The sequence below is a fragment of the Pseudoduganella sp. LjRoot289 genome (genome assembly GCF_964252925.1).
In the GTDB taxonomy this organism is placed as follows: domain Bacteria; phylum Pseudomonadota; class Gammaproteobacteria; order Burkholderiales; family Burkholderiaceae_D; genus Rugamonas.
In genome coordinates, this window is record NZ_CAXUPN020000002.1 from 22186 (window position 1) to 46022 (window position 23837).

The following is a 23837-nucleotide window of genomic DNA, read 5'->3' on the forward strand; positions in this document are numbered from 1 at the left end:
CATGTAGCCATACTACTTAATATGGCTGCACAAACGCCAACGGAGACAACAATGAGACGCCTGATTGCCGCCGCACTGCTGGCCGCGAGCGCCCTGCCCGCCTGGACCCAGGATGCGCCGGCCCGGAATTATCGCATCGACCACATGGAGCCGCCGCTGTGGTGGGTGGGCATGCAGCACAAAACGCTGCAGTTGATGGTGCACGGCAGCGGGATCGCCGACCTCGAGCCCAGCCTGAGCTATCCGGGCGTGCGCATCGAGAAGGTGGCGCGCGTGGCCAACCGCAACTACCTGTTCATCGACCTGGCGCTGGACGACAGCGCCCGGCCCGGCAAGTTCGAAATCCGCTTCGAGGCGCCGGGAAAAACCGGCGCCAGCTACGGCTACGCGCTGCTGGCGCGCGGCAAAGGCTCGGCCCAGCGTATGGGCTTCAGCGCCGGCGACGTCATCTACCAGGTGATGCCCGACCGCTACGTCAACGGCAACCCTGGCAACGACAACAGCCCCCACCTGGCCGAACGGGCCGACCGCAGGAACGGCGGCGGCCGCCACGGCGGCGACCTGCAAGGCATGAGCGCGGCGCTGGGCTACATCGCCGACATGGGCTACACCATGGTCTGGCCGACGCCGCTGGTCGAGAACGACATGCCGGCCTACTCCTACCACGGCTATTCGGCCACCGACCACTACAAGGTGGACGAGCGCTACGGCACGAACGAGGACTACCGCGATTTCAGCGCCAGGGCGCGCGAAAAAGGCATCGGCGTGATCCAGGACGTGGTGCTGAACCACATCGGCGGCAAGCACTGGTGGATGCGCGACATGCCGATGCCGGACTGGATCACCCACGGCGGCAACTACGTGCCCACCCGGCACCACCGCGTGGCGGTGGCGGACCCCTATGGCTCGGCCGAGGACAAGCGCAATTTCACGCAGGGCTGGTTCTCGCCCAATATGCCGGACTTGAACCAGGCCAATCCCCGCGTGGCCACCTATCTGATCCAGAACAGCATCTGGTGGATAGAATACGCCGGGCTGTCCGGGCTGCGGGTGGACACCTACGGCTATTCGGACGCCGCCTTCCTCAGCGCGTGGTCGGACCGCATCATGCGCGAATACCCCAGGCTCAACCTGGTGGGCGAAGAATGGAGCAGCCATATTCCCGTGGTGGCGCGCTGGCAGCAGGGCAAGCGCAACCCCGACGGCTATGTGTCCCACATGCCCAGCATGATGGACTTCCCGCTCAACGACGTGCTGCGCAAGGCGCTGACCGGCCAGGGCGAAGGCGCGCCGAACCTGACGAGCCTGTACGAGACGGCGGCGCTGGACGCCCAATACGCCCAGCCCGGCAAGCTGGTGCTGTTCGAGGGCAACCACGACCTGCCGCGCATCTTCAGCGAGCTGAAAGACGACGACGCGCTGTTCCGTATGGCTATGGCCCATGTGCTGACGATGCCGCGCATCCCGCAGCTGTATTACGGCACCGAGATCCAGATGACCAGCAGCACCGGCGCGCGCGACGACGCCTCCTACCGCCGCGACTTCCCCGGCGGCTGGGCCGGCGACAAGGTGAACGCCTTCACCGGCGCCGGCCTGAGCGCGCAGCAGAAGGCCGCGCAAGCCTACCTGAAGAAGCTGCTCAACTGGCGCAAGGCCGCCACCGTCATCCACAACGGCAAGCTGATGCACTACGGGCCGGAGCAGGACAGCTACGTCTATTTCCGCTACGACGGCGCGAAGAAGGTGATGGTGGCGCTGAACCGCAACGCCAGGCCGGTGACGCTGCAGACGGCGCGCTTCCACGAGATGCTGTCCGGCGTCCCCGGCGGCACCGACGTCGCCAGCGGCAAGCGCTACGCATTGGAGCGCGAGGTCACGCTGCCGGCGCGCTCGGCGCTGATACTGGAGCTTGAACCCGCCGCCGCCATCGCCGCCACCGCCCCCGCTCATTCGGTGCCGCGCGGCGAACTGCGCATCGTCAGCGATTTCACCTCGCCCCAGCTGGGCAACAGCCGCGCGCTGCGCATCCACCTGCCGGCCGGCTACGCCGCCCATCCGGAGCGCCGCTACCCGGTGCTCTATATGCACGACGGCCAGAACCTGTTCGACGCCAAAACCGCCGCCTACGGCGTGGAATGGGAGATCGACGAAACCGTGGACCGCCTGGCCGCAGAAGGCAAGATGGCCGAGATCATCGTGGTCGGCATCGACAACACCCGGGACCGCATCGCCGAATACACGCCGTGCTGCGACCCGCAGCACGGCGGCGGCAAGCTGGCCGCCTACGAGGCCTTCATCGTCGACACGGTCAAGCCCTATGTGGACCGCACGCTGCGCACCAGGCCCGGCAAGGAAGACACCGCCATCATGGGATCGTCGCTGGGCGGCATCGCCTCGGTGGCGATCGCGCAGCGCCGGCCGGACGTGTTCTCGATGGCGGGCGGGGTGTCGAGTTCCTTCTGGTGGAACCAGCGCGCGATGATAGGCAAGCTGCCGGTGCTGCCGGTGAAGTTCTACCTCGACGCAGGCACCATCAACGACGGCCTGGAAGACACGGCGCTGATGCGCGCGGTGATGCTGGCGCAAGGCTGGCGCGAAGGCGAAAACCTGTACTACCACGAGGCCGCCGGCGGCATCCACAACGAAAAATCGTGGGCCGCCCGCGCCCACCTCCCGCTGACCTGGTTCTTCCCGGCGCAACCCGCCCGACCGTAAGGCGGCTTAGCGGTGCAACCGCGTAAGCCGCCATAAGCCGCCGCGACGCCTGGCGGGCAACCTGCCCTACGTGGCCAGGGCGCGCAGTTCGCGGCCGGGGGACGGGCGGCCGACGTCGTGCAGCTTGAAGATGCTGACCGCTTCGGCCAGGCTTTGCGCCTGCTGCTGCAATGAGTCGGCCGCCGCTGCGGCCTCCTCGACCAGCGCGGCGTTCTGCTGCGTGGCGCTGTCCATCTGGCTGATGGCGGTGCTGATCTGCTCGATGCCGTCGCGCTGTTCGCCGCTGGCCAGTGCGATCTCGCCGATGATGGCCGTCACGCGCTCGACGCTGGCCACCACTTCGGCCATCGTCAGTCCGGCCTGCTCCACCAGCCGGCTGCCCTCGTCCACCCGCCCGACCGAGTCGCCGATCAGGGCCTTGATGTCTTTGGCCGCGGCCGCCGAGCGCTGCGCCAGGGTCCGCACTTCGCTGGCCACCACCGCGAAGCCGCGCCCTTGCTCGCCGGCGCGCGCCGCTTCCACCGCCGCGTTCAAGGCCAGGATATTGGTCTGGAAGGCGATGCCGTCGATCACGCCGATGATGTCGACGATCTTGCGCGACGATGCGTTGATCGCGCCCATCGTTTGCACCACCTGGGACACCGTCGCGCCGCCCCGCACCGCCACTTCGGACGCCGTGTTGGCCAGCTTGCGCGCCTCGCCCGCGTTCTCGTTGTTCTGCCGTACCGTGCTGGTCAGTTGCACCATCGACGACGCGGTTTCCTCCAGCGAACTGGCCTGCTCCTCGGTGCGCGCGGACAGGTCCAGGTTGCCGTTGGCGATCTGCGCGCTGGCGGTGGCGATGGTGTCCGTGCCGGCGCGCACGCGGCCGACCATGCTGGCGAGCTTGTCGCTCATCTGTTTGAGCGCGGCCAGCAGTTCTCCAACCTCGTCGCGGCGCGACACCTCGACGTCGCAGCGCAAATCGCCCGCCGCCACCGTCTTGGCGATGCCGATGGCCTGGTTCAGCGGCCGCGTGATGCCGCGTATCATCCACGTCACCAGCACGCTGCCCAGCGCCAGCGTGGCCAGCAGCATCACCAGCAGCGCGATGCTGGCGCTGCGGTGGGCGACCGCGTTTTCCTGCGCCATCTCGGCCGCCAGGCGGCGCGACTGCTCGCCGATGAAGACCACGATGTCGTCGATCTTCTTGGTCGGCGCACGGTCCATGCCTTTCACCAGGCCGTCCACGATCCTGGCGCTATCCGGATTGGCAGGGTCGTAGCGCTTGAGCGCGCTCAAGTAGTTCTTGCCCAGCTCGTCGTGCATCTTGATGGCCTCGGCCACCAGCGGGGTTTGCAGCCTCAGTTTGCCGAGCACGTCGCTAAGCTTGTTGAGCTCGCCCTGCACTTGCTGGCCGGTTTTGACGAAGGCTTGCGAGTATTTCGTGAAGTTGCCAGGATCGTTGCCTCGGAGCAAAATATTCTTCCACTCCTGCACCTGAATCTTGAACTCGACCTGCGAGCTGCGCGCCGTGTCGACCGCCTCGGTCAGGGTGACCGAGCGCTGCATGCCCGCGGCGTTGCCCTCCTTGATGAAATTGAGTGCGCTCCAGCCGACGTAGCCGACCACCAGCAAGGCCAGGAAGAAGAAAGCACTGAGCATACCGAGCCGAACGCCGATCTTGAGATTGGCAAACTTCATGATATATCCCCTTGAGAGACACAGCTTTCACAGGTGGTCTGATGCCACCTTGCTACATGATGCGCTGCAGAAAAGGAAAAGCCAAGGAGGACTTGCGCGGGCGATAAGAATTTTAGGAACGGGCAACAAACTCCATGCTGTACAGATTGCTGTTCTCTTCCCAGCCTTCAAGCCTGGTGCACTTCACGAAGGCCATGCCCAGCTTGAGCAGCAGTTTCTGCGAGGCGGCGTTGCCCGGCGAGGTGATGGCCAGCAGGCGCGGCAGCCCGATGGCGCCGCGCGCGTGGGCCACCACGGCGGCGGCCGCCTCGTGGGCATAGCCCTGGCCCCAGAACTGCGGCGAGATGGCATAGCCGATGTCGGTGTCCGGCAGCACGTCGCGCTTGATCAGGCCGCACATGCCCATGGCCCGGCCGTCGCTGCGGCGCTCGACCACGTAGAGCGAATAGCCGAGCTTGTCGAACATGGCCATCGGCCCCTCGACGATGGCCGTGCGCGCCGCGTCCAGCGTGCGCAGGCCACGGTCGCCGATGTAGCGTATCCAGGACGGGTCGTTGACCAGTTCGAGGTAAAAGCCCGCGTCCTCCGGGGTGATGGTGCGCAGGTTCAGGCGTTCAGTCTGGAGTACCAGCATGGCGCGCGGCGGGGTCATTGGCGCCATTCGTTCGGATCGTCCAGCAGGCGGTACATGACGTAGGCGTCCACGTAGCCGAGTTTCTGGTGGCGGTAGGCTTTGGGCAGCGTGCCGGCCACCTCGAAGCCGAGCTTTTTCCACAGCACCACGGCGCCCACATTGGTGCTCACCACGTAGTTGAACTGCATGGCCAGAAAACCGTCGCGGCGCGCCTGCTCCAGGCTGTGGCGCCCCAGCAGCTTGCCCACGCCCACGCCTTGCGCGGCCGGGCTCACCATGTAGGACGCGCTGGCCACGTGCGCGCCCCGGCCGGCCTGGTTCTGCACCAGCTTGTACATGGCCAGCAGGCGTCCGCCGTTCAGCACGGCCACGAAGGTTTTCGCGGCCGGACCGAACCAGTAGGCGTGGCAAGCCTCGCGGCTGCCGTCCTCGAAGGGGAACTTGTCGCCCGTGGCGAGGATCTCCTGAAAGATGGGCCACATCGCATCGAAATCGGCCTCCGAAGCGGGGCGGATATCTATCTCTTTCAAGCGGGCCTCCGGCACGGTGTTTAATGCTTGATTGTCATGTATTTTTAAGCAAGATGCAATCGCTGTAGCCTGAAATCGGCCTGCTCGGGACGGCCCGGCAGCCGCAGCGTGGCCACCGCGCGCGGCGACTCGCTGAGCACCTGGCCGCGCCGCATCACCATGCGCCGTGCGGCCCGCAGGCGGATTGCTTCCACCGGGCTGGCCGCGTCCAGCAGCACCAGGTCGGCGTGGCAGCCGGGCTCCAGGCCGTAGCCATGCAGGCCGAGGATGCGGGCCGGCGCCTCGGTGACGGCGGCGTAGCAGGCGCGCATGGCGTCCTGCCCCGTCATCTGCGCCACGTGCAGGCCCATGTGCGCCACTTCCAGCATGTCGCCCGAACCGAGGCTGTACCACGGGTCCATCACGCAGTCGTGGCCGAAGGCGACGTCGATGCCGGCCGCGATCAGCTCGGGCACGCGCGTCATGCCGCGCCGCTTCGGATAGCTGTCGTGGCGGCCCTGCAAGGTGATGTTGATGAGCGGATTGGCGATGGCGGCCACGCCCGCTTCGCGCATCAGCGGCAGCAGCTTGCTGACATAGTAGTTGTCCATCGAGTGCATCGAGGTCAGGTGCGAGCCGGCCACGCGGCCGTGCAGGCCGAGGCGGTGGCTGTGGTAGGCCAGCGTTTCGATGTGGCGCGACAGCGGATCGTCCGACTCGTCGCAGTGCATGTCCACGCGCAGCCCCTGCCCGGCGGCGAACTCGCACAGGATGCGCACCGACTCGGCGCCGTCGGCCATGGTGCGTTCGAAGTGGGGGATGCCGCCGACCACGTCCACGCCCAGGGCGATGGCGCGCTTCAGGTTGGCCAGCGCCGTGGCGCTGCGCAGCAGGCCGTCCTGCGGGAAGGCCACCAGCTGCATGTCCAGGTAGGGGGCGACGCGGCGCTTCACTTCCAGCAGCGCCTCCACGGCCAGCAGGCGGTCGTCGCAGATGTCGACGTGGGTGCGTATCGCCAGCAGGCCGCGCGCCACCGCCCAGTCGCAATAGCGCATGGCGCGCTCGACCAGGGCTTCCTGCGTCAGGTGCGGCTTCAGTTCGCCCCACAGCGCGATGCCTTCGAGCAGCGTGCCGGACTCGTTGACGCGCGGCAGGCCGTAGCTGAGCGTGGCGTCCATGTGGAAATGGGCGTCGACGAAAGGCGGCGAGACCAGGTCGCCGCCGGCGTCGATCTCCTGCGCGCCGCGCAGCGGCAGCGCCTCGCCCACGGCGGCGATGCGGCCGCCTTCGATGGCCAGGTCGATCCGGCGCCGGCCGTCCGGCAGGCTGGCGTTGCGTATCACGACATCCATCGTGGCTTCCATGCTGTCCCCCAAGGCTGCGATGGCCGATTGTAGGCAGAGGCTGAGCACCCTTGCAAACATTATCTGGATGTTGCGGCGCGTCAATATCGCCATGCAAGCCGCTGAGCTAGCGAAAGAAATAACTTTTCATCGCCAACAATCGCCGCTAGAATGGTTTTTATTGCAGCGCAATATAAACGCCTTTCAGGAGAAGTCATGTTTTCGTTCACCGAACAATTTTCCGCCACCACCGACACCGCCAAGTCCCAGCTGGCCAAGCAGTTGAACATCGCAAACGAATTCGCCACCACCGCATTCGACGGTGTGCAACAGATCATCGCCCTGAACGTGAGCGCCACCAAGGCGTCGGTGGAGAAGTCGTCCGCCGCCGCGAAACAGCTGTTCGAAGCCAGGAATCCAGGCGAATTCTTCAAGCTCAACGCCGTGCAGGCGCCGAACTTCGACAACCTGCTCGCCTACGGCCAGCAGCTGGTCAGCATCGCCACCAAGACCCAGACCGACCTGCTGGCCGTGGTGAAAGAGCAGATCAAGGACGTGACCGCCGCTGGCGCCGCCGTGGCCGCCAGGCCGCTGGAGCTGGTCGCCAAGGTGGCCGCGCCTGTCGCCGCGAGCGCGCCGGTCGCGGCCCGTGCCGCAGCGCCGGCCGCTCCAGCACCTGCAGCAGCACCTGCGCCAGCCGCGCCGGCGCCACAGGCCGCGCCGGTATCGGCCGCAGTGCCGCCAGCGCCGGCAGCAGCGCCGGTCGCCGCCGCTCCCGCGGCTGCAGCGGAAGCTCCCGCCCCGGCCGCGCCGGTGGTCAAAGCGCCGGAGCCGAAACCGGTGGCCGCCGCAGTTGCAGAAGCCGTCGTCAAAGCACCGGAGCAGCAAGCCGTCCAGCAAGAGCCAAAATCCGGCAAAGCCAAGACCAATCCCGCCAAACCGAACGCCGCCGGCGAACCGGTCGCCCTGAAGTCCATCAAGTCCCAGAAGTAAGGCATGGATGGGCGCCGGCCGGGGGCCAGCCCCCTCAACCGGCGCCAACAATAGCTGCAGCGTGCGGGCCAGCAAGGCTGGCCCCACTGAGGTATCCTAGCGGGCTTGACGCTGCAAGGACACTTCAATGAGTTTATCAAGGCTGATCGCCGGCTTTGTGCGCCTGCACTGGCCGGCTTATCTTGCCGCCGCCGCCATGCTGGCCGGCGTGGCTTTCCTGGGCATCCTGGTCCCGCGCCGCATCGGCGCGATGATAGACGGCCTGGCCGCCCACACGCTTTCCGGAAACGCACTGCTGCTGCAACTGGGCGAGTTGTTGCTGATCGGCATGGCCATCTATTTCCTGCGCGTGGGCTGGCGCTTGCGCCTGTTCGCCGCCGCCTACCAGCTGGGCGTGCAGCTGCGCACGCGCTTCTACGCCCGCCTGTCGCTGCAAGGCCCTGCCTTCTACCAGAAACAGCGCACCGGCGACCTGATGGCGCTGGCCACCAACGATATCGACGCCATCGAAATGGCGGCCGGCGAGGCCATGCTGGCCGGCTTCGACGGCTCGCTGACCCTGGTAATGGTGCTCGGCATCATGCTGCTGGGCGTGGACTGGCGCCTGGCCAGCATCGCCCTGCTGCCCTTCCCGCTGATGGCGCTGGCGTTCTGGCGTATTTCCAGCCACATCCACACCGCCTCGACCGATTCATTGAAGCGCTTCAGCGCGCTGAACGGCCATGTGCAGGAAACCTTGTCCGGTGTGCGCACCCTGCGTGCGCTGGGCCTGGAACAGCGCAGCGGCGCGCAGTTCGGCGAACTGGCCGGCCACGCGGCCAAGGCCAGCCTGACCGCGCAAGTGTGGGAGGCGGCCTATGAACCGGCGGTCGGCCTGACCTTGACTGCCGCCACCGGCCTGACCTTGGGCCTGGGCGGCTACCTGGTGTGGCAAGGCGAACTGACCATAGGCGCGCTGACCAGCTTCAGCATGTACCTGGGCCAGCTGATCTGGCCGATGTTCGCCGCCGGCTGGGTGCTGTCGCTGATCGAACGCGGCCGCGCCGCCTACGCGCGCTTGCAGCCCATGCTGGACGCACCGCTGGCGGTGGACGACTACGGCACCATCGCCCAGCTCGCGTCCGGCGAACTGGTGCTGGACAAGGTCAGCTACACCTACCCCGGCCAGGGCGCATCCGCCGAGCCCGCGCTGGCGGACATCTCGCTGCGCCTGAAACCGGGCCAGACGCTGGGCCTGGTGGGTCCCACCGGCAGCGGCAAGTCCACCCTGCTGCGCGTGCTGCTGCGCCAGCTCACGCCGCAACACGGCGCCGTGCGCTGGGGCTCCCATTCCCTGGATGAATACACCCTGAGCGCGCTGCGCGCGGCCATCAGCTGGGTGCCGCAGGAATCGTTCCTGTTCTCGGCCACCATCGCCGACAACATCGCGCTGGCGCGCGCCGGCGCCAGCCGCCAGGAGGTGCAGCGCGCAGCCGGTCTGGCCGCCATCCACGACGACATACTGCTGTTCCCGCAAGGCTACGAAACCGAAGTCGGCGAGAAGGGCATCACCCTGTCCGGCGGCCAGCGCCAGCGCGTGGCCATCGCCCGCGCGCTGCTGGCCAACAACGCGCTGTTGTTGCTGGACGACGCTTTGTCGGCGGTCGACACCGGCACCGAGACACGCATCCTGGAACACCTGGAGCAGCTGCGCCGCGCCGGTCACCAAAGCGGCGCCGAGCGCAGCGCCATCATCGCCAGCCACCGCCTGAGCGCCGTGGTCAACGCCGACCTGATCCTCGTGCTGCGCAACGGCCGCGTCAGCGAAACCGGCACCCACGACAGCCTGCTCGAGCAGGACGGCTGGTATGCCAGCCAGTGGCGCTATCAACAACTGGAGGCCAGCCTCGATGCTCTCTAAACCGGACGAAACTTCCGCCCGTAAACAGACCGCGCAAGCGATCGGCCTGCTGCACCGCGCCGCCCTGCCCGACCGGCGCCACCTGGGCTGGGCGCTGCTGTGGCTGATCGCGGCCGCCTTCCTCGAAGTGCTGGGCCCGATCGCGGGCAAGGCGCTGATCGACGAGCACCTGCTGCCGCGCCACCTGGACTGGCCGCGCATGTGGAGCTTGCTGGCCGCCGTGCTGCTGACCGGCTGGATCGCCAGCGGCCTGCGCTACCTGCAGCTGGTGCGCCTGTCCGGCCTGGCGATGCGCTCGGTGCAGCGCCTGCGCGAGCAGGTCTACGGCCACGTGCTGCGCCTGCCGATGGCCTTCTTCGACCGCGCCATCATCGGCCAGCTGGTGTCGCGCGTGACCAACGACACCGAGGCCGTCAAAACCTTGTACGTGCAGGTGCTGTTCGTCATGCTCGACAGCACCATCGTGCTGGTCGGCACCATCATTGCGATGGCCTGGCTGGACTGGCATCTGATGCTCATCGTGCTGGCCCTGCTGCCGGCCGTGCTGGCCATCGTCTGGCTGTACCAGCGCTGGAGCGCGCCGGCGGTGACGCGCGCGCGCCAGCTGCGCAGCGAGATCAACGGCCAGATGGCCGAGTCCATCGGCGGCATGGCGGTGCTGCAGGCGAACAACGCGGAGGCCCGCTTCGCCGAGCGTTTCGGCAAGACCAACGCCGAGCACTACACCCAGCGCCTGGCCGAGATCCGCGCCAACGCCTGGCTGCTGCGTCCGGCGCTCGACATGCTCAACGTGATCCTGCTGGCGGCCGTCATCCTGACCTTCGGCCAGCGCGCGATGAGCGCGGCCGAGGTCGGCGTGCTGTACGCCTTCATCAGCTACATCGCGCGCGTGATCGAACCGCTGATCCAGATCACCATGCAGTTCAGCCAGCTGCAGCAGTCGGTGGTGGCGACGGCGCGCGTGTCGGCGCTGCTGGACGAGGCGGTGGCCGACGAGCACGCGACGGTCCCGCCCGGCGCGGCCATGGCTGCGGGCACGGGTGCAGGCGCGCCTGCGGCTGCGGGCATGGCAGCCCGGCACGGCGCCTGCGCCGCCAAGGCCGCGGCGGCAGCGCCGGTGCACGGCCCGGAGCTTAAGCCAGGCGTGCCGGCCGTGGCCATCCGCCATCTGAGCTTCGCCTACAACGAAGACCAGACCGTGCTGCACGACCTCTCGCTCGACATTCCGCAGGGCGGCTTCTTCGGCATCGTCGGCCACACCGGCAGCGGCAAATCGACCCTGCTGTCGCTGCTGCTGCGCTACTACCCCATCCGGCACGGCAGCATCGCCGTCAACGGCGAGGCGCTGGCAGACATCCCTAACGCGCGCTTCCGCGGCGACGTCGGCCTGGTGCCGCAAGATCCCTTCCTGCTGGCGGCCTCGGCGCGCGAAAACATCGACATGGGGCGCGGCCTGTCCGACGCCGACATCGAGGCGGCCGCGCGCGCGGCGCACGCGCACGGTTTCATCGCGGCGCTCGAGCACGGCTACGCCACCGAGCTGGGCGAAGGCGGCTCGCGCCTGTCGAGCGGCCAGAAGCAGCTGATCGCCATCGCCCGCGCGCTGGCGGGCAAGCCGCGCATCCTGCTGCTCGACGAGGCCACCTCGCGCATCGACAGCCAGACCGAGCAGATCGTGCAGACCGCGCTCGACGAGTTGCGCGGACGCGTCACCATCATCGCCATCGCGCACCGCCTGTCCACCATCCGCGACGCCGACCGCATCGTCGTGCTGAACCACGGCCGCATCGCCGAGGCCGGAGCGCACGAGGATTTGATGCGCATCGAAGGCGGCTTGTACCAGCGCCTCTACCTGTTGCAGCAACTGGCGGCCTGACCCAGGCGGCGCGGCCGGGAAGCGACTGGCCCATATCCCTGCACTGCAGCGCCCACACATCGAGGTCACAGCTGGCCTCGTCCAGCGCAGAGCCAGAGTTCTTCCTGGATCAAAACTTTCACCCTGGATCATAATTTTTCACTCCTGCCGCATAAGTATGGGCGCTTCGGGCTGGCAAACTAAGCGCAGGCAGGTGGACAGGAAGACAACGCTGAGCTTCTTCAAATCGCGCTGACGCTTGGCCTGGAAAGGTCTGCATTGCAGCACCTGCCGCCATAGCACCAAAGGACAAGTGTCTTTGACGCTTGCATCACCGATACTCGGACCAACGCCCCCCCGGAGACCTCCAATGAAGCCGCACCTGTCCATCAAGCAAGCCTTCATTTCCCTGTTGGTGCTCACCCTGCTGCTGGCGGCGCTGACGCTGTGGGCCTTGTTGCGGGTGAGTGACCGGCAGGCCGCCGCCACCCACGCGAACCAGTCGCGCTACCAGTCCTATCTGCTGGCTGATGAACTGCGGCAAAGCTCGGACGACCTGACCCGGCTGGCGCGCACCTACGTGGTCACCGGCGACGGCCGTTACGAACAGCAATACAACGACATCCTCGACATCCGCAACGGCAAGAAGCCGCGCCCCGAGCACTACGAGCGCATCTATTGGGACTTCGTGGCGGGCGGCGTGGCCGTGCCGCCGGCCAGCGGCCAGAGCGTGCCGCTGCAGGACCTGATGAAGCAGGCCGGCTTCACCGAGCAGGAGTTCGCCAGCCTGAAGGCGGCGCAAGCGAATTCGGACGGCCTGGTACGCACCGAAGTGCTCGCCATGAACGCGGTGAAAGGCTTGTTCGACGACGGCAGCGGCAAGTTCACCCGCAAGGGCGAACCGGACCCGGAGCTGGCGCGCAAGGTCATGCACGACCCGGTCTATCACCAGAACAAGGCACGCATCATGCAGCCGCTGAATGAGTTCCTGAGCCAGCTCGACAACCGCACCGCCGCCGCGGTGAGCGACGCCGAACAGGCGACGCGCACCGCCTTCGCCGTGGCGCTGGTGCTGCTGGCGCTGTCGGTAGCAGTACCGATGACCTGCCTGGGGCTGGTGTACCGCCAGCTCAAGCGCGACCTGGGCTCGGCCATTAGCGCCGCCGAGCGCATTGCCGGCGGCGACCTGAGCGCGGAGATCGCAGTGCGTCACCAGGACGAGATCGGCACGCTGATGCAAGCCATCGCCGCCATCAACAGCAGCCTGGCGCGCATGATAGGCGACATCCGCGGCAGCACCGAGCAGATGGCCACCGCCACCAACGAGATTGCGCTGGGCAACGCCGACCTGTCGGCGCGCACCGAATCGCAGGCCAGCTCGCTGGAGGAGACCGCCAGTTCGATGGAAACGCTGACCTCCACCGTGCAGCAGAACGCGGCCAGCGCCAACCAGGCCAACCAGCTGGCGGCCAGCGCCTCGCAGGTGGCGGCCAAGGGCGGCGACGTGGTGTCGCAGGTGGTGTCCACCATGGGCGCGATCAAGGAAAGTTCGGGCCGCATCGCCGACATCATCGGCACCATCGACGGCATCGCCTTCCAGACCAACATCCTGGCGCTGAACGCCGCCGTCGAGGCGGCGCGGGCCGGCGAGCAGGGGCGCGGCTTCGCGGTGGTGGCCTCCGAGGTGCGCAACCTGGCCCAGCGCAGCGCGGCCGCCGCGCGCGAAATCAAGGCCCTGATCGGCGACTCGGTGGAGCGGGTCGACGCCGGCAGCCGTTTGGTGGACCAGGCCGGCCACACGATGGAGCAGATCGTCGCCTCGGTGCGCCAGGTGGCCGCCATCATGGGCGAGATCACCAGCGCCAGCCAGGAGCAAAGCACCGGCATCGCCGAAGTGAACCGGGCCGTCAGCGACATGGATTCGATGACGCAGCAGAACGCGGCGCTGGTGGAACAGGCGGCGGCGGCGGCCGAGAGCCTGCAAGACCAGGCCAAGGCGCTGTCGCGCGCGGTCAGCATGTTCAGCCTGCGCGAAGGCGCTGCGCCCGCCTTGCAATTACGTTAATGACGAGCGCCAAATCTGTGCGGTTTTGCGGAAAATCTGAAACCGGGAGCGAATTTCCGGCCTGCAACGAGAATATAATTGTCTAGACACGTTGCGCACTGCGGTGCTCTCATAAGGACAACACGTTGGCTGGCTTCAGGATTAAGGCGAAATCGCATGGCATTCGGTTGCTGACGGCTGTTTGCGTGCTGGCGCCGGCGCTCGCCTGGGGCAGCTCGGCGATGGACGCGAGCATCGCCGAGATCCGCGACCAGGTGAAATATGTGCCGGACAAGGCGCTGGTCCAGTTGCAGAAGATGGAGCCGGCCGCGCGCGCCGCGCCCGCCCTCACCAAGGCCGAATTCCTGTCGCAGCTCAGTTCAGCCTGGCGTTCGCTGGGCCAGCTGGAAACGGCGCTGCTGCTCTCGGAGGAACTGGTCGCCTTCGGCCGCGCCCAGAACAGCCAGGAAATCCTGGCCAAGGGCATGCTGACCAAGGCCTATGTGCTGTCCTCGATGTCCGAGCGCAAGGCGTCGCACCAGCTCGCCTTCGAGGCGGAAAAGCTGGCCAACGGCACCGCCGACCTGGCGCTGCGGGTGCAGGCCACCATCACTTCCGGCCAATCCTACGCCGAGCAGGGCAATTTCCCGGCCGCGCTGGGCAAGCTGCAGACGGCGGTCGACCTCGGCCGCCAACTGGACGACATGGTGTCGCTGGCGCAGGCGCTCAACGCGCTGGCCTTGCTGTATACCCAGATGAAGGAATACGACAAGGGCTGGGAAGTGCTGAACGAGTCGGTGCGGGTGGCCGAGAAACTCAATTCGCCGGGCCGCCTGGCCACCGCGAAGAGCACCGAATACGGCCTGGCGATCGATTCCAACCAGCCCAGGCGCGCGCTGGCCGCGCTGCAGTCGGCGCTGGACGTGGCGCGCAAGATGGGCGCCAAGACGCTGATCGCCAACACCTTGGTCAACCTCTCCGACAGCTACCTGAAGGAACACGACTACCCGCGCGCGGTGCGCTATGCCAACGAGGCGCTGGCGGCCTCGGACGATACGCGCGACCCCGGCACCCGCGCCACCGCGCTGGCCAACCTCGGCCAGGCCTACCTGGGCATGGGTAATATTCCCGAAGGCAAGCGCAACTTCGAAGCCGGCCTGGTGCACTACGAAAAGACCGCCAACCAGCCCGAGCTGCAGATCATCCTGAAGGAATACGGCCAGGCGCTGGAGCGCGCCGGCGACTACCGCAGCGCGGTCGCCGCCTACCACCGCGAACGCGCGATATCGGAATCGCTGTTCGAGAAGCAGCGCCAGGAAGCCGTGTATGAAATGCAGGAAAAGTATGAGACCGAAAAGAAGCAGCGCCAGATCGAGTCGCTGAGCCGCGAGAACCAGGTCAAGAGCGCCGAGATCGACAACCGGCGCCTGCAGCAGCGCGTGTGGTGGCTGCTGGCGGTGGTGTTCGCGCTGGCGTCGGTGATCGTCGGCCTGTTGTACCGCAAGGTGCGCCACGCCAACGCGCAGCTGGAAGTGAAGAACCTGGAGCTGAAGGCGCAAAGCTCGCTCGACCCGCTGACCTCGCTCTACAACCGGCGCCACTTCCAGGAATTCATGCGCACCCACAACCACGCCGACAAGCGCGGCCAGGGCGGGGAGGACATCGTCGGCGCGCTGTTCCTGCTGGACGTGGACCACTTCAAGCACGTCAACGACACCTATGGCCACGCGGCGGGCGACATCGTGCTGAAAATGATCGCGGACAATCTGCGGGTGGCGCTGCGGGAAACCGACATGATCGTGCGCTGGGGCGGCGAGGAATTCCTGGCCTTCCTGCCGGCGATACCGCGCAGCGGCGTGGAGGAGATCGCGCGGCGCATTCTGAACAGCATTTCCTCGCAGCAGATCGCGTACCAGAACCACACCTTCAGCGTGAACGTGTCGGTCGGCTTCGCGCCCTTCCCCTTGATCCCGGCGGACACGCCGCTGCCGTGGGAGCGCGCGGTGAACCTGGTGGACATGGCGCTCTACCTGGCCAAGGCCCACGGCCGCAACCGCGCCTACGGCGTGCGCGGCTTCGAACGCTTCCACCAGACCTCCATGGAAGCCATCGAGCAGGATCTGGAGCGCGCCTGGCGCGCCGGTTACGTCGAGCTCAGCGTGGTGCTGGGCGGCGCGCCGGAAGCCCCGCCGCCGCCGGGCGAGCACAGCAACGTGGTGCCGCTCAAGCCCGCCGCCAAGGCATAAACTGCGAGGCGTAAACTATTTGCTGCGCGCTTCGCGCGCGGACTCCTGGATCTTTTCGCCGGCCTTCTCTATCTTGCGTCCCGCTTCCTCGGTGGCTTCGTTAATTTTTTCGCTGGTCTGCCTGGCGGCATCGCTCAGCTTCTGGTTGGTCTCGCGCGCCGCCTGTGTCAGCTCGGCGCCAGCCTGGTGCGTCACCTGGTCGAGCTTGCGCCCGGCCTGCTCGGCCGGCCCCACTGCAGGCTGCTTCTGGCAACCGCTCAGCGCCGCCACCACGATCGCCACGGCAAGCGCGGCGTAGAATACATTGGCTGGTTTCATGATATTTCTCCTAGTGAAGCCAAGCATACACCTGGGCATCAAAAACACGATTGACACGGTTGTAACAATTCTCGACAATAGCACGAGCGTTCACTTTTTTAAAGGAAGCCGTCATGACGCAGCAAACCCCGCAAGCAGCCGCCCAGTCGACCACGTTGGCCCGCCGCATCTGCCCATTCTGCGAGGCCAGTTGCGGCCTTGAGGTGGAACTCAAGGAAGACAAAGTGGCGCGCATCCGGGGCGACGAAGCGGACGTGTTCAGCGCCGGCTTCCTGTGCCCCAAGGCCATCGGCCTGAAGGACCTGCACGAGGACGGCGACCGCCTGCGCACCCCGCTCATCAAGCGCGACGGCGTGTTCGTCCAGGCCAGCTGGGAAGAGGCCTACGCCGAGATCGAGCGCCGTTTGCTGCCCATCATCGCGCGCGACGGCGGCGATGCCGTGGCCACGGTACTGGGCAACCCCGTTTCGCACAAAATGAGCTTGATGCTCTACTTCCCGAAACTGGCCAAGGCTTTACGTACGCGCAACATGTTTTCGGCCTCCAGCGTCGACCAGATCCCCAAAATGCTGTCCGTGGGGCTGATGTACGGCGGCTGGCTGTCGGTGCCGGTGCCCGACATCGACCGCGCGCAGTTCCTGCTCATCATCGGCGCCAACCCCATGGTGTCGAACGGCAGCCTGTGGACGGTGCCGGACTTCCGGGGCCGGGCCAAGGCCTTGCGCGCGCGCGGCGGCAAGATCGTCGTGGTCGATCCGCGCCGCACTGAAACGGCCGAGGTGGCCGACGAGCATCATTTCATCCGCCCCGGCGCCGACGTGTTCTTCCTGCTCGGCCTGGTGCACGCATTGTTCGACGAGGGCTTGGTCAAGCTGGGACGCCTGGCCGGACATGTGAACGGCGTGGACGAAGTGCAAGCGGCCGTGCGCGGCTATGCGCCGGAAGCGGTGGCGGCGCGCTGCGGGATCGCCGCGCCCGCCATCCGCGCACTGGCGCGCACCCTGGCCGGCACCGAGCACGCCGGCGTGTACGGCCGCATCGGCACCTGCACCCAGCAGTACGGCACCCTGGCCTCGTGGCTGATCGACGTGCTCAACATCCTGACCGGCCACCTCGACGAGGAAGGCGGCATGATGTTCCCGAAAGCGGCCGCCTTCGCCGCCAACACGCGCGGCAAGCCGGGCACGGGGCGCGGCATCGTCAGCGGCCGCCACCGCAGCCGCGTGTCGGACGCGCCGGAAGTGGCGGGCGAATTGCCGATTACCTGCCTGGCCGAGGAGATCGACACGCCGGGGCCGGGCCAGGTGAAGGCGCTGATCGCCATCGCCGGCAACCCCGTGCTGTCGGCACCCAACGGCCCGCGCCTGGCGGCCGCGCTGGAGCAGCTGGAATTCATGCTGAGCATGGACATCTACCTCAACGAAACCTCACGCCACGCGGACGTGATCCTGCCCGGCGCGTCGCCGCTGGAGGACGCGCACTACGACGTCACCTTCACCCAGTTCTCGCACCGCAACCACGCGCGCTACAGTCCGCCGGTGCTGGCGCGCAGCGGCGGCCAGCCGGACGAGTGGGAAAGCCTGCTGCGCCTGACGGCCATCGTCCAAGGCTTGGGTGCCGGCGCCGATATCGACGCGCTGGACGACGCGCTGCTGCGCGAGGACCTGGAGAAGACCGTCGGCCCGCTGGCGGGCACGGTGCTGGGCATGCTGACGCCGCAGCGCGGCGTGCAGCGTCTGCTGGACCTGGGCCTGCGCAGCGGCCCCTACGGCGACCAGTTCGGGCGCGCACCGGGCGGCCTGACTTTGGCCAAGGTCCAGGCGGCGCCGTCCGGCATCGACCTGGGCGCGATGACGCAGCGCATACCGGAGGTACTGCGCACGCCGTCCGGCAAGATCGAACTGGCGCCGCAGATGCTGCTGGACGACCTGGCCCGCGCGGCGGCGGACCTGGCCGCGCCGGCGCCGCAACTGGTGATCATCGGCCGCCGCCAGCTGCGCTCGAACAACAGCTGGATGCACAACCTGCCGGTGCTGGCCAAGGGCGCCTACCGCTGCACGGCGCTGGTCCACCCGGACGACGCCGCGCGGCTCGGCCTGGCGGACGGCGGCCAGGCCACCGTGCGCAACGGGCCGCGCCAGATCGAGGTGCAGGTGGAAATCAGCGCCGACATGATGCCCGGCGTGGTCAGCCTGCCGCACGGCTGGGGCCACAACCTGCCGGGCACGCAGATGGGCGTGGCGGCCGAGCGGCCGGGCGTCAACCTGAACGTGCTGCTGGACGAAAATCTGCGCGACCCACTGTCCGGCAACGCGGTACTATCGGGCGTCGCGATCGAGATGGCGCCATTGTGAGATTTGATCGCTTCGTTGTGATATTTGAATAGTTTGCAAGTCACAGAAATTGCTAAACTGCATGTTCTCAGTATTAAACAGGCGGTAACAGCAATGACAGAAATCGAAAAGCGCCAAGCAGCCCTCGAGCTGCTGGCGCGCACGCTCATGAAGCCCAGCAGCTATCAGCCGCTTGCCGTCCGGCTGCTGTGGCACCTGGGCGTCAACGTCCGCCCGCCGCACTTTGCCAGCTTCCTCTTCAATACCGTATCCATAGGCGGCTTTTACGCGGCGAGCTGGGGTCTGGCGATGTGGCTGATCATCTGGCACGACAAACTCACGCCTTCCCAAGCCGCGACCACCGCCGCCCTGGCCGGCCTGTGTTTCGGCGGCCTCATGGCCAGCTACTACGCTTACGGTAAACGCAAGCACAAACTCCCTTCCTGGAACGAACTGGGTAAATAACCCTTTCCGTTTAACGTATCGACAAGTGCATTGCCATGTGTATTAATGTAGTGATACACTAGTTCGCATGAACTTCGACATCGTCCCCACCTCCCCCGTCCCGATCTACAGGCAGATCGTGGAACAGGTGCGCCGGCTGGTGGCCAGCGGCCAGGTCAAGCCGGGCGACGATCTGCCTTCGGTGCGGGCGGTGGCGCAGCATCACGCGATCAACCCGATGACGGTCAGCAAGGCCTATAGCATGCTGGAAACCGAGGGCCTACTGGAACGCCGGCGCGGCATCGGCATGGTGGTCGCCGATGCGCAGCCGGCTTCGTCGCCGCAGGACAAGGCCGCCATGCTGCGCCCCGCCCTGCTGGCCGCCGCGCAGATGGCCAGCCAGCTCGGCATCTCCTCCGCCGACGCCCTCCAATTATTCGAACACTGCCTCAACGACCTCCCGGGAAAAGATAGCCATGACTGAATCCGTCATCCGCGCCAGCAAAGTCACCTTGCGCCGCAAGCACGTCGACGTGCTGCAGAACATTTCCTTCGACCTTCCCGCCGGCGCCGTGCTAGGCCTGGTGGGCCGCAACGGCGCGGGCAAGTCTTCTCTGCTGCAATGCCTGGCCGGCTTGGCCGCGCCGGACGCGGGCAGTTGCGAGCTGCTGGGCTGCCCGTCGCTGGACCTGAGCGACGCGGTGCGCGAACGCCTGGGCTACGTGGCGCAAACGCCCGACCTGTTCGGCTGGATGAGCGTGGTCGAGCACCTGCAAACCATAGGCCGCGCCTACCCGCGCTGGGACGAGGAGCGCTGCCTGACGCTGGCGCTGCGCCAGGACCTGCCGCTGGCGACCCGGGTACGCGACCTGTCCGGCGGCGACCAGCAGAAGCTGTCCGTGGTGCTGGCCCTGGCGCACGATCCGGACGTGCTGCTGTTCGACGAACCGGTGGCCAGCCTCGACCCGCTCAGCCGCCGCGAATTCATGCGCGCCATCTTCAGCGAGCGCGCCGAAGACCGTGAACGCACCGTCATCATCTCCAGCCACATCCTGAGCGACCTGGAACGGGTGGCGACCCACATCGCCTTCATCCGCCACGGCCGCTTGCAACTGCTCGACAGCTGGGACGCGATGCTGGAGCACTACCGCCTGGCGCCGCACGGCAGCGCAGCGCCAGCCAACGCCGTCGTCTGGCGCGGCCAGGCCAGCGGCATGGCGCTGATCGACACGCGCCGCGCACCGGACCTGGCCGGCGCCAGCCGCCCGCTGACGCTCGATGAACTGTTCATGGAACTGAACACGTGAACACCGCTCCGCCGTCCGTCGTTTTCCCTTCGGCGGCCTCCGCCGCAGGCAAGGGCATGCTGGCCTTCCTGGGCGTGTTCTGGGTGATGCTGCTGATGCTGACCACCGGCCGCCCCGGCGCCGCCGCCAGCGGCGGCCTGGCCGCGCTGCTGGTGTGTGCCTGCGCGGTGATGGCCCTGATCGCCGCCCACCGCATCAAAGTGCTGGCCGACGCGCTGCGCGTCTTCAGCATGCAGCGCGCACCGGATGCGCTGTGGCAGGCTTGGGCGCGTGGCACGCTGACCTCCCTCACGCGCTACTGGGCCGCGATCTGCATCGGCATGGCGGCCCAATTGCTGATGCCCGCCTCGACCACCTTCTGGCTGGCGGCGCCCGCGCTGCTGTCGCTGTTGCTGTGCCTGACGGTGCAGCGCATGCTCGCGCGCAGCGGCCTGGCGGTGCGCGGCAGGGCCCTGATGATCGACATTGCCGTCTCCGCGCTGGCCCTGCATGCCGCGTTCGGCCCCGGCGTGGGCGCGTCGGCGCAGTGGTTCGCCTCGCTGCCAGCACCATTGCTATTGGCGTTCGCGTTGGCTTGGCCGGCAATGGCCTGGCTGCTGCAGCGCCGCTGGCAAGGCCCGCTGCCCGCCTACCGTGCCTCCGAAGGCAAGCCGGCCACGCTGGCGCCGGGCGGCGTCTCCAGCTTCTTCAAGCGTTACAGTGTGCTGCGCTGGGACGATACCGCAACTGGCGCGTCCGCCATGCCGGGCTACAAGCCGCTGGCGATGCTAAGCCGGACGGTCAGCGGCGAACTGCTGTTCTACCTGGTGCTGCTGCAAATACTGCCCGTCCAATGGGGCGACAGCGCCACGCCGCTGCGTGCCTTGGGCCTGTACATCATCTGCACGGTGACGGCCTCCAAGCTGCTGGTGCGCGACCTGCACTGGCGGTCGCTGCTGTTGCCCGGCGGCATGCGGCGCGGCCGCATCGGCGCGCACATCCTGCGCTCCACGCTGACCATGCAGGCCTTGGCCCTGCTCATTGCGGGCCTGGCTTACGCGGCATTCCAGCTCGCTACCGGCACGCCCGCGGACACCGTGCTGGCGCGCCTGGCCGGCGCGGCCATCCTGCCGTTCGAGCTGGCTTTCGTCACCAGTGGCGCCGTCGCGCTGCGGGCTTGCTCCACGCGCCAGTTCATGGGGGTTGCGGGAGCCATCGCGATCATGGCGGGCATAGCCTACCTGGTGCTGGAGCCGCGATTGCCGGACGCAGGGAACTGGACCATAGGCCAGTCCTATCTGTCGCTGCTGCTGGCCGGCACGTCCGCGCTGTATTGCACGGCGAACCGCATGTGGACGGTGGAAAAACTGTTCCGTGAGTTGATGAGGAATGCCAAATGAAACTGAATTTGTTTGCCGCGCCGTTTGCGCAACCGCTGCAGCGCGCGCCCTTGCAATTATTCGCACTGTTGTGGCTGCTCGCGATGGCGTTCACGCTGCTGGAAGGGGCGGGCGGGGCCTCTGACGGCGGCGTGCTGACGCTGCTGGCATGCGGCTGCCTGCTGCTGCACTGCGGCGCGCAAGTGGACGCACTGCGCAATGCCGGCGCCGCAATGCACCGCACGCGCATGCCCACCGCGGCGTGGCCCGGCCATGTGCGGGCATGCCTGCTCAACATCTCATTCGGCTGGCTGCTGCTGGCGATGGCCATGGCGCTGCGCTGCTCCCTGCCGTCATCCAGCGCCATGCACTGGACCGTCCCGGGCACGCTGCTGTCCGTGATGGCGTGCCTGGGCACGGCCATCCCCCTGCGCCGTCCAGGCCTGCTGCCGCGCCGGCTGTCCCTGGTGGGCTATGCCGCCATCGCCGCCTTGCTGGCAATTTTCATTGCGCAGGCCCAGACCGGCACGCAGGCAATGCTGGACCGCTTCGGCGCGCTGCCGCTGGCTGTCCTGCTGCCGCTAGCGCTGGCATGGCCGGCGATGGCCGGTTTGCTGCATCTGCGATGGCGCAAGCAGCCAACAATGCACGACTTTGCCGACGCGGACACCGGCAGCGGATCGCCGAGCTGCATGGGTCTGCGCGTCCGGCATCATCTGCAGCGCTACGCCATGCTTCACGAAGGCATATTGCAGACCGACGGCAGCATGAAACCGCTGAGTGCCGGTACGCGCTTGCTGTTCATGGCGCTGGTCCCGGTGATGACGGTTCTGTATTTGCGTTCGACCTGGGGCGAACAACTGAACGGCTTGCATTTCCAGGGCCTGGCCGTCATTTGTACACTCTGCACCGTCGGCCTGCTGATGCGCGACCTGCACTGGCGCCATCTACTCCTGCCGGGCGGACTGCGGCGGCGCGGCGTCGCCTTCAATATCTATTTCTCCACGCTGGGCGTGCAGCTGTCGCTGGTACTGGCGTTTGGCGCCTTCATTGCGCTGACGGACAGTCTGCATCGCGGCCAGGCGCTGAACGAAGCGCTGCATAAAGTCTGGTTGCATAGCTTGATCGCACCTGAACTGGCGTTCACCCTGTCGATCGCGGTGCTGCTCAAAAGCTTAGGAAAGTGGGGCGTCGTGGCCTGGTGCACGGTGGTGGTTCTGCTGTCACTGGCGCTCTTCTGGCTTGACGACCTGGTGCACGTCCCGCTGGTGCGAGCAGATTCTGCGTACGCCGCGTCATTGATGCTGGCGGCGTTCACGATCCTGCTACTGGCACAACGGCTGTGGACACCAGGCAAGCTGCAGCCCTATTTGCACGGCCGGGCCTAGTCGACGCGCACGAGGCTTGCCAGCTTGGCGACGCGCTGCGGCGCATCCGCTTGCGCCACCTGGAAACTGGCGGTGCGGCGCGCCACTTCGCGGCCGTCGAGCAGCAGCACGCTTTGCACCGTGTACTGGCCTTGTTCCATGCCGCGCGGAATTTTGTAGACGCCGATGGCGCGGTATTGGCCGGCGCCGTCCACCCGCTCGACCCGCGCGATCTGCGGCTTGTCGGAGGCTTTCTCGCCGTTGGCCTTGAGCAAGGTCATGCTCTGCACCACTTCGGGTACGCGCTGCGACTGGCCGTACAGCTTGATGTTGCCGACCACCTGCACCGGCTCGCCGCCGGCGCGTGCCACGCTGGCGGTGGAGAACAGTTCGTAATCTTTCAAGCGGATTTCGTTGGTCGGCACCGCCAGGCCTTCACGCCGCGCCTGGTTGTTGATGGTCTGGCCGTCCGCCACTTTCTCGGAATACGTGGTCCAGCCTATGGCGGCGCCCAGCGCCGCGCCAACCGCCGCGCCTTGTGCGCATTTCTTGCCGGCCATGGCGGCCAGCGCGCAGCCCGCGACCGCGCCGATGGCGGCGCCTGCGGCGGCATTCTGGCCGGCGCTTCCCGTGCTGCCTCCCGTACCGCCCGTGTGGCCCGTGCCGGTCCTGCTGCCGCCCGCACCGCTGTCGCGCTGGTCGTAGCGGCCGCCGCTGTCGGGCGCGGCGCACCCCGCCAGCAGCGCGGCGACGAGGGTGAGGCTGAGTGTGCGTTTCATGGGGCCTCC

At 67.2% G+C, this 23837-nt stretch carries 18 protein-coding genes; 12 read left to right on the top strand and 6 right to left on the bottom strand.

Annotated elements, in window-relative coordinates; all coding sequences use genetic code 11:
- The first annotated feature begins 51 nt into the window (after window positions 1-51).
- Window positions 52-2715: an alpha-amylase family glycosyl hydrolase gene (locus ACSQ8Y_RS28450; RefSeq protein ID WP_436269941.1), complete on the top strand. Its 2664-nt coding sequence runs from the start codon at window positions 52-54 to the stop codon at window positions 2713-2715.
- Between the two features lie 66 nt (window positions 2716-2781).
- Here ACSQ8Y_RS28450 and ACSQ8Y_RS28455 read toward each other — a convergent pair whose 3' ends face one another.
- From ACSQ8Y_RS28455 to ACSQ8Y_RS28470, 4 genes are all read right to left on the bottom strand, one after another.
- The gene (locus tag ACSQ8Y_RS28455) at window positions 2782-4398 is read right to left on the bottom strand and encodes a methyl-accepting chemotaxis protein (RefSeq protein ID WP_436269942.1); all 1617 of its coding nucleotides are present in this window, start codon (window positions 4396-4398) and stop codon (window positions 2782-2784) included.
- A 112-nt stretch (window positions 4399-4510) separates the two neighbouring features.
- On the bottom strand, window positions 4511-5059 hold the full coding sequence (locus tag ACSQ8Y_RS28460; RefSeq protein WP_436269943.1) for a GNAT family N-acetyltransferase: 549 nt from the start codon (window positions 5057-5059) through the stop codon (window positions 4511-4513).
- Window positions 5047-5562, bottom strand: coding sequence for an N-acetyltransferase family protein (locus tag ACSQ8Y_RS28465; RefSeq protein ID WP_436269944.1), 516 nt, complete (start codon window positions 5560-5562; stop codon window positions 5047-5049). The genes ACSQ8Y_RS28460 and ACSQ8Y_RS28465 overlap by 13 nt, the downstream gene beginning before the upstream one ends.
- Window positions 5563-5606: 44 nt before the next feature.
- Window positions 5607-6893, bottom strand: coding sequence for an amidohydrolase family protein (locus tag ACSQ8Y_RS28470; RefSeq protein WP_436270112.1), 1287 nt, complete (start codon window positions 6891-6893; stop codon window positions 5607-5609).
- A 207-nt stretch (window positions 6894-7100) separates the two neighbouring features.
- On the opposite strand from ACSQ8Y_RS28470, the gene ACSQ8Y_RS28475 reads away from it, so the two are divergent.
- The 5 genes from ACSQ8Y_RS28475 (at window position 7101) to ACSQ8Y_RS28495 (ending at window position 15922) form a co-directional block, all read left to right on the top strand.
- A complete protein-coding gene (locus ACSQ8Y_RS28475) occupies window positions 7101-7877 on the top strand; it encodes a phasin family protein (RefSeq protein WP_436269945.1) in 777 nt (258 codons plus the stop codon).
- A 127-nt stretch (window positions 7878-8004) separates the two neighbouring features.
- Window positions 8005-9777: an ATP-binding cassette domain-containing protein gene (locus tag ACSQ8Y_RS28480; protein ID WP_436269946.1), complete on the top strand. Its 1773-nt coding sequence runs from the start codon at window positions 8005-8007 to the stop codon at window positions 9775-9777.
- A complete protein-coding gene (locus tag ACSQ8Y_RS28485) occupies window positions 9767-11653 on the top strand; it encodes an ABC transporter ATP-binding protein (protein ID WP_436269947.1) in 1887 nt (628 codons plus the stop codon). Before ACSQ8Y_RS28480 ends, ACSQ8Y_RS28485 begins: the two co-directional genes overlap by 11 nt.
- Before the next feature lie 349 nt (window positions 11654-12002).
- Window positions 12003-13697: a methyl-accepting chemotaxis protein gene (locus ACSQ8Y_RS28490; protein WP_436269948.1), complete on the top strand. Its 1695-nt coding sequence runs from the start codon at window positions 12003-12005 to the stop codon at window positions 13695-13697.
- Between the two features lie 167 nt (window positions 13698-13864).
- On the top strand, window positions 13865-15922 hold the full coding sequence (locus ACSQ8Y_RS28495) for a diguanylate cyclase (protein WP_436269949.1): 2058 nt from the start codon (window positions 13865-13867) through the stop codon (window positions 15920-15922).
- A gap of 15 nt (window positions 15923-15937) precedes the next feature.
- Here the strand turns inward: ACSQ8Y_RS28495 and ACSQ8Y_RS28500 are convergent, their stop codons facing one another.
- Window positions 15938-16240 carry an apolipophorin gene (locus ACSQ8Y_RS28500; RefSeq protein WP_436269950.1) on the bottom strand — a complete coding sequence of 101 codons (303 nt, stop codon included), beginning with the start codon at window positions 16238-16240 and terminating at the stop codon, window positions 15938-15940.
- A 113-nt stretch (window positions 16241-16353) separates the two neighbouring features.
- Here ACSQ8Y_RS28500 and ACSQ8Y_RS28505 point away from each other — a divergent pair, with 113 nt between their 5' ends.
- The 6 genes from ACSQ8Y_RS28505 to ACSQ8Y_RS28530 all read left to right on the top strand — a co-directional run bounded on the left by ACSQ8Y_RS28505 (window position 16354) and on the right by ACSQ8Y_RS28530 (window position 23070).
- Window positions 16354-18594 (top strand): molybdopterin-dependent oxidoreductase, encoded by a 2241-nt coding sequence (locus tag ACSQ8Y_RS28505; protein WP_436269951.1) that lies wholly within the window; start codon window positions 16354-16356, stop codon window positions 18592-18594.
- 93 nt (window positions 18595-18687) lie between these two features.
- Window positions 18688-19038, top strand: a complete 351-nt coding sequence (locus tag ACSQ8Y_RS28510; RefSeq protein WP_436269952.1) for a DUF6404 family protein — start codon at window positions 18688-18690, stop codon at window positions 19036-19038.
- Between the two features lie 67 nt (window positions 19039-19105).
- Window positions 19106-19501, top strand: coding sequence for a GntR family transcriptional regulator (locus ACSQ8Y_RS28515; RefSeq protein ID WP_436269953.1), 396 nt, complete (start codon window positions 19106-19108; stop codon window positions 19499-19501).
- Window positions 19494-20324: an ABC transporter ATP-binding protein gene (locus ACSQ8Y_RS28520; RefSeq protein ID WP_436269954.1), complete on the top strand. Its 831-nt coding sequence runs from the start codon at window positions 19494-19496 to the stop codon at window positions 20322-20324. The genes ACSQ8Y_RS28515 and ACSQ8Y_RS28520 overlap by 8 nt, the downstream gene beginning before the upstream one ends.
- The gene (locus tag ACSQ8Y_RS28525) at window positions 20321-21703 is read left to right on the top strand and encodes a hypothetical protein (RefSeq protein ID WP_436269955.1); all 1383 of its coding nucleotides are present in this window, start codon (window positions 20321-20323) and stop codon (window positions 21701-21703) included. The genes ACSQ8Y_RS28520 and ACSQ8Y_RS28525 overlap by 4 nt, the downstream gene beginning before the upstream one ends.
- Window positions 21700-23070 (top strand): hypothetical protein, encoded by a 1371-nt coding sequence (locus ACSQ8Y_RS28530; RefSeq protein ID WP_436269956.1) that lies wholly within the window; start codon window positions 21700-21702, stop codon window positions 23068-23070. The genes ACSQ8Y_RS28525 and ACSQ8Y_RS28530 overlap by 4 nt, the downstream gene beginning before the upstream one ends.
- Here the strand turns inward: ACSQ8Y_RS28530 and ACSQ8Y_RS28535 are convergent.
- Window positions 23067-23828, bottom strand: a complete 762-nt coding sequence (locus tag ACSQ8Y_RS28535; RefSeq protein ID WP_436269957.1) for a hypothetical protein — start codon at window positions 23826-23828, stop codon at window positions 23067-23069. The two genes, ACSQ8Y_RS28530 and ACSQ8Y_RS28535, sit on opposite strands and share 4 nt — an antisense overlap.
- Window positions 23829-23837: the final 9 nt, after the last annotated feature.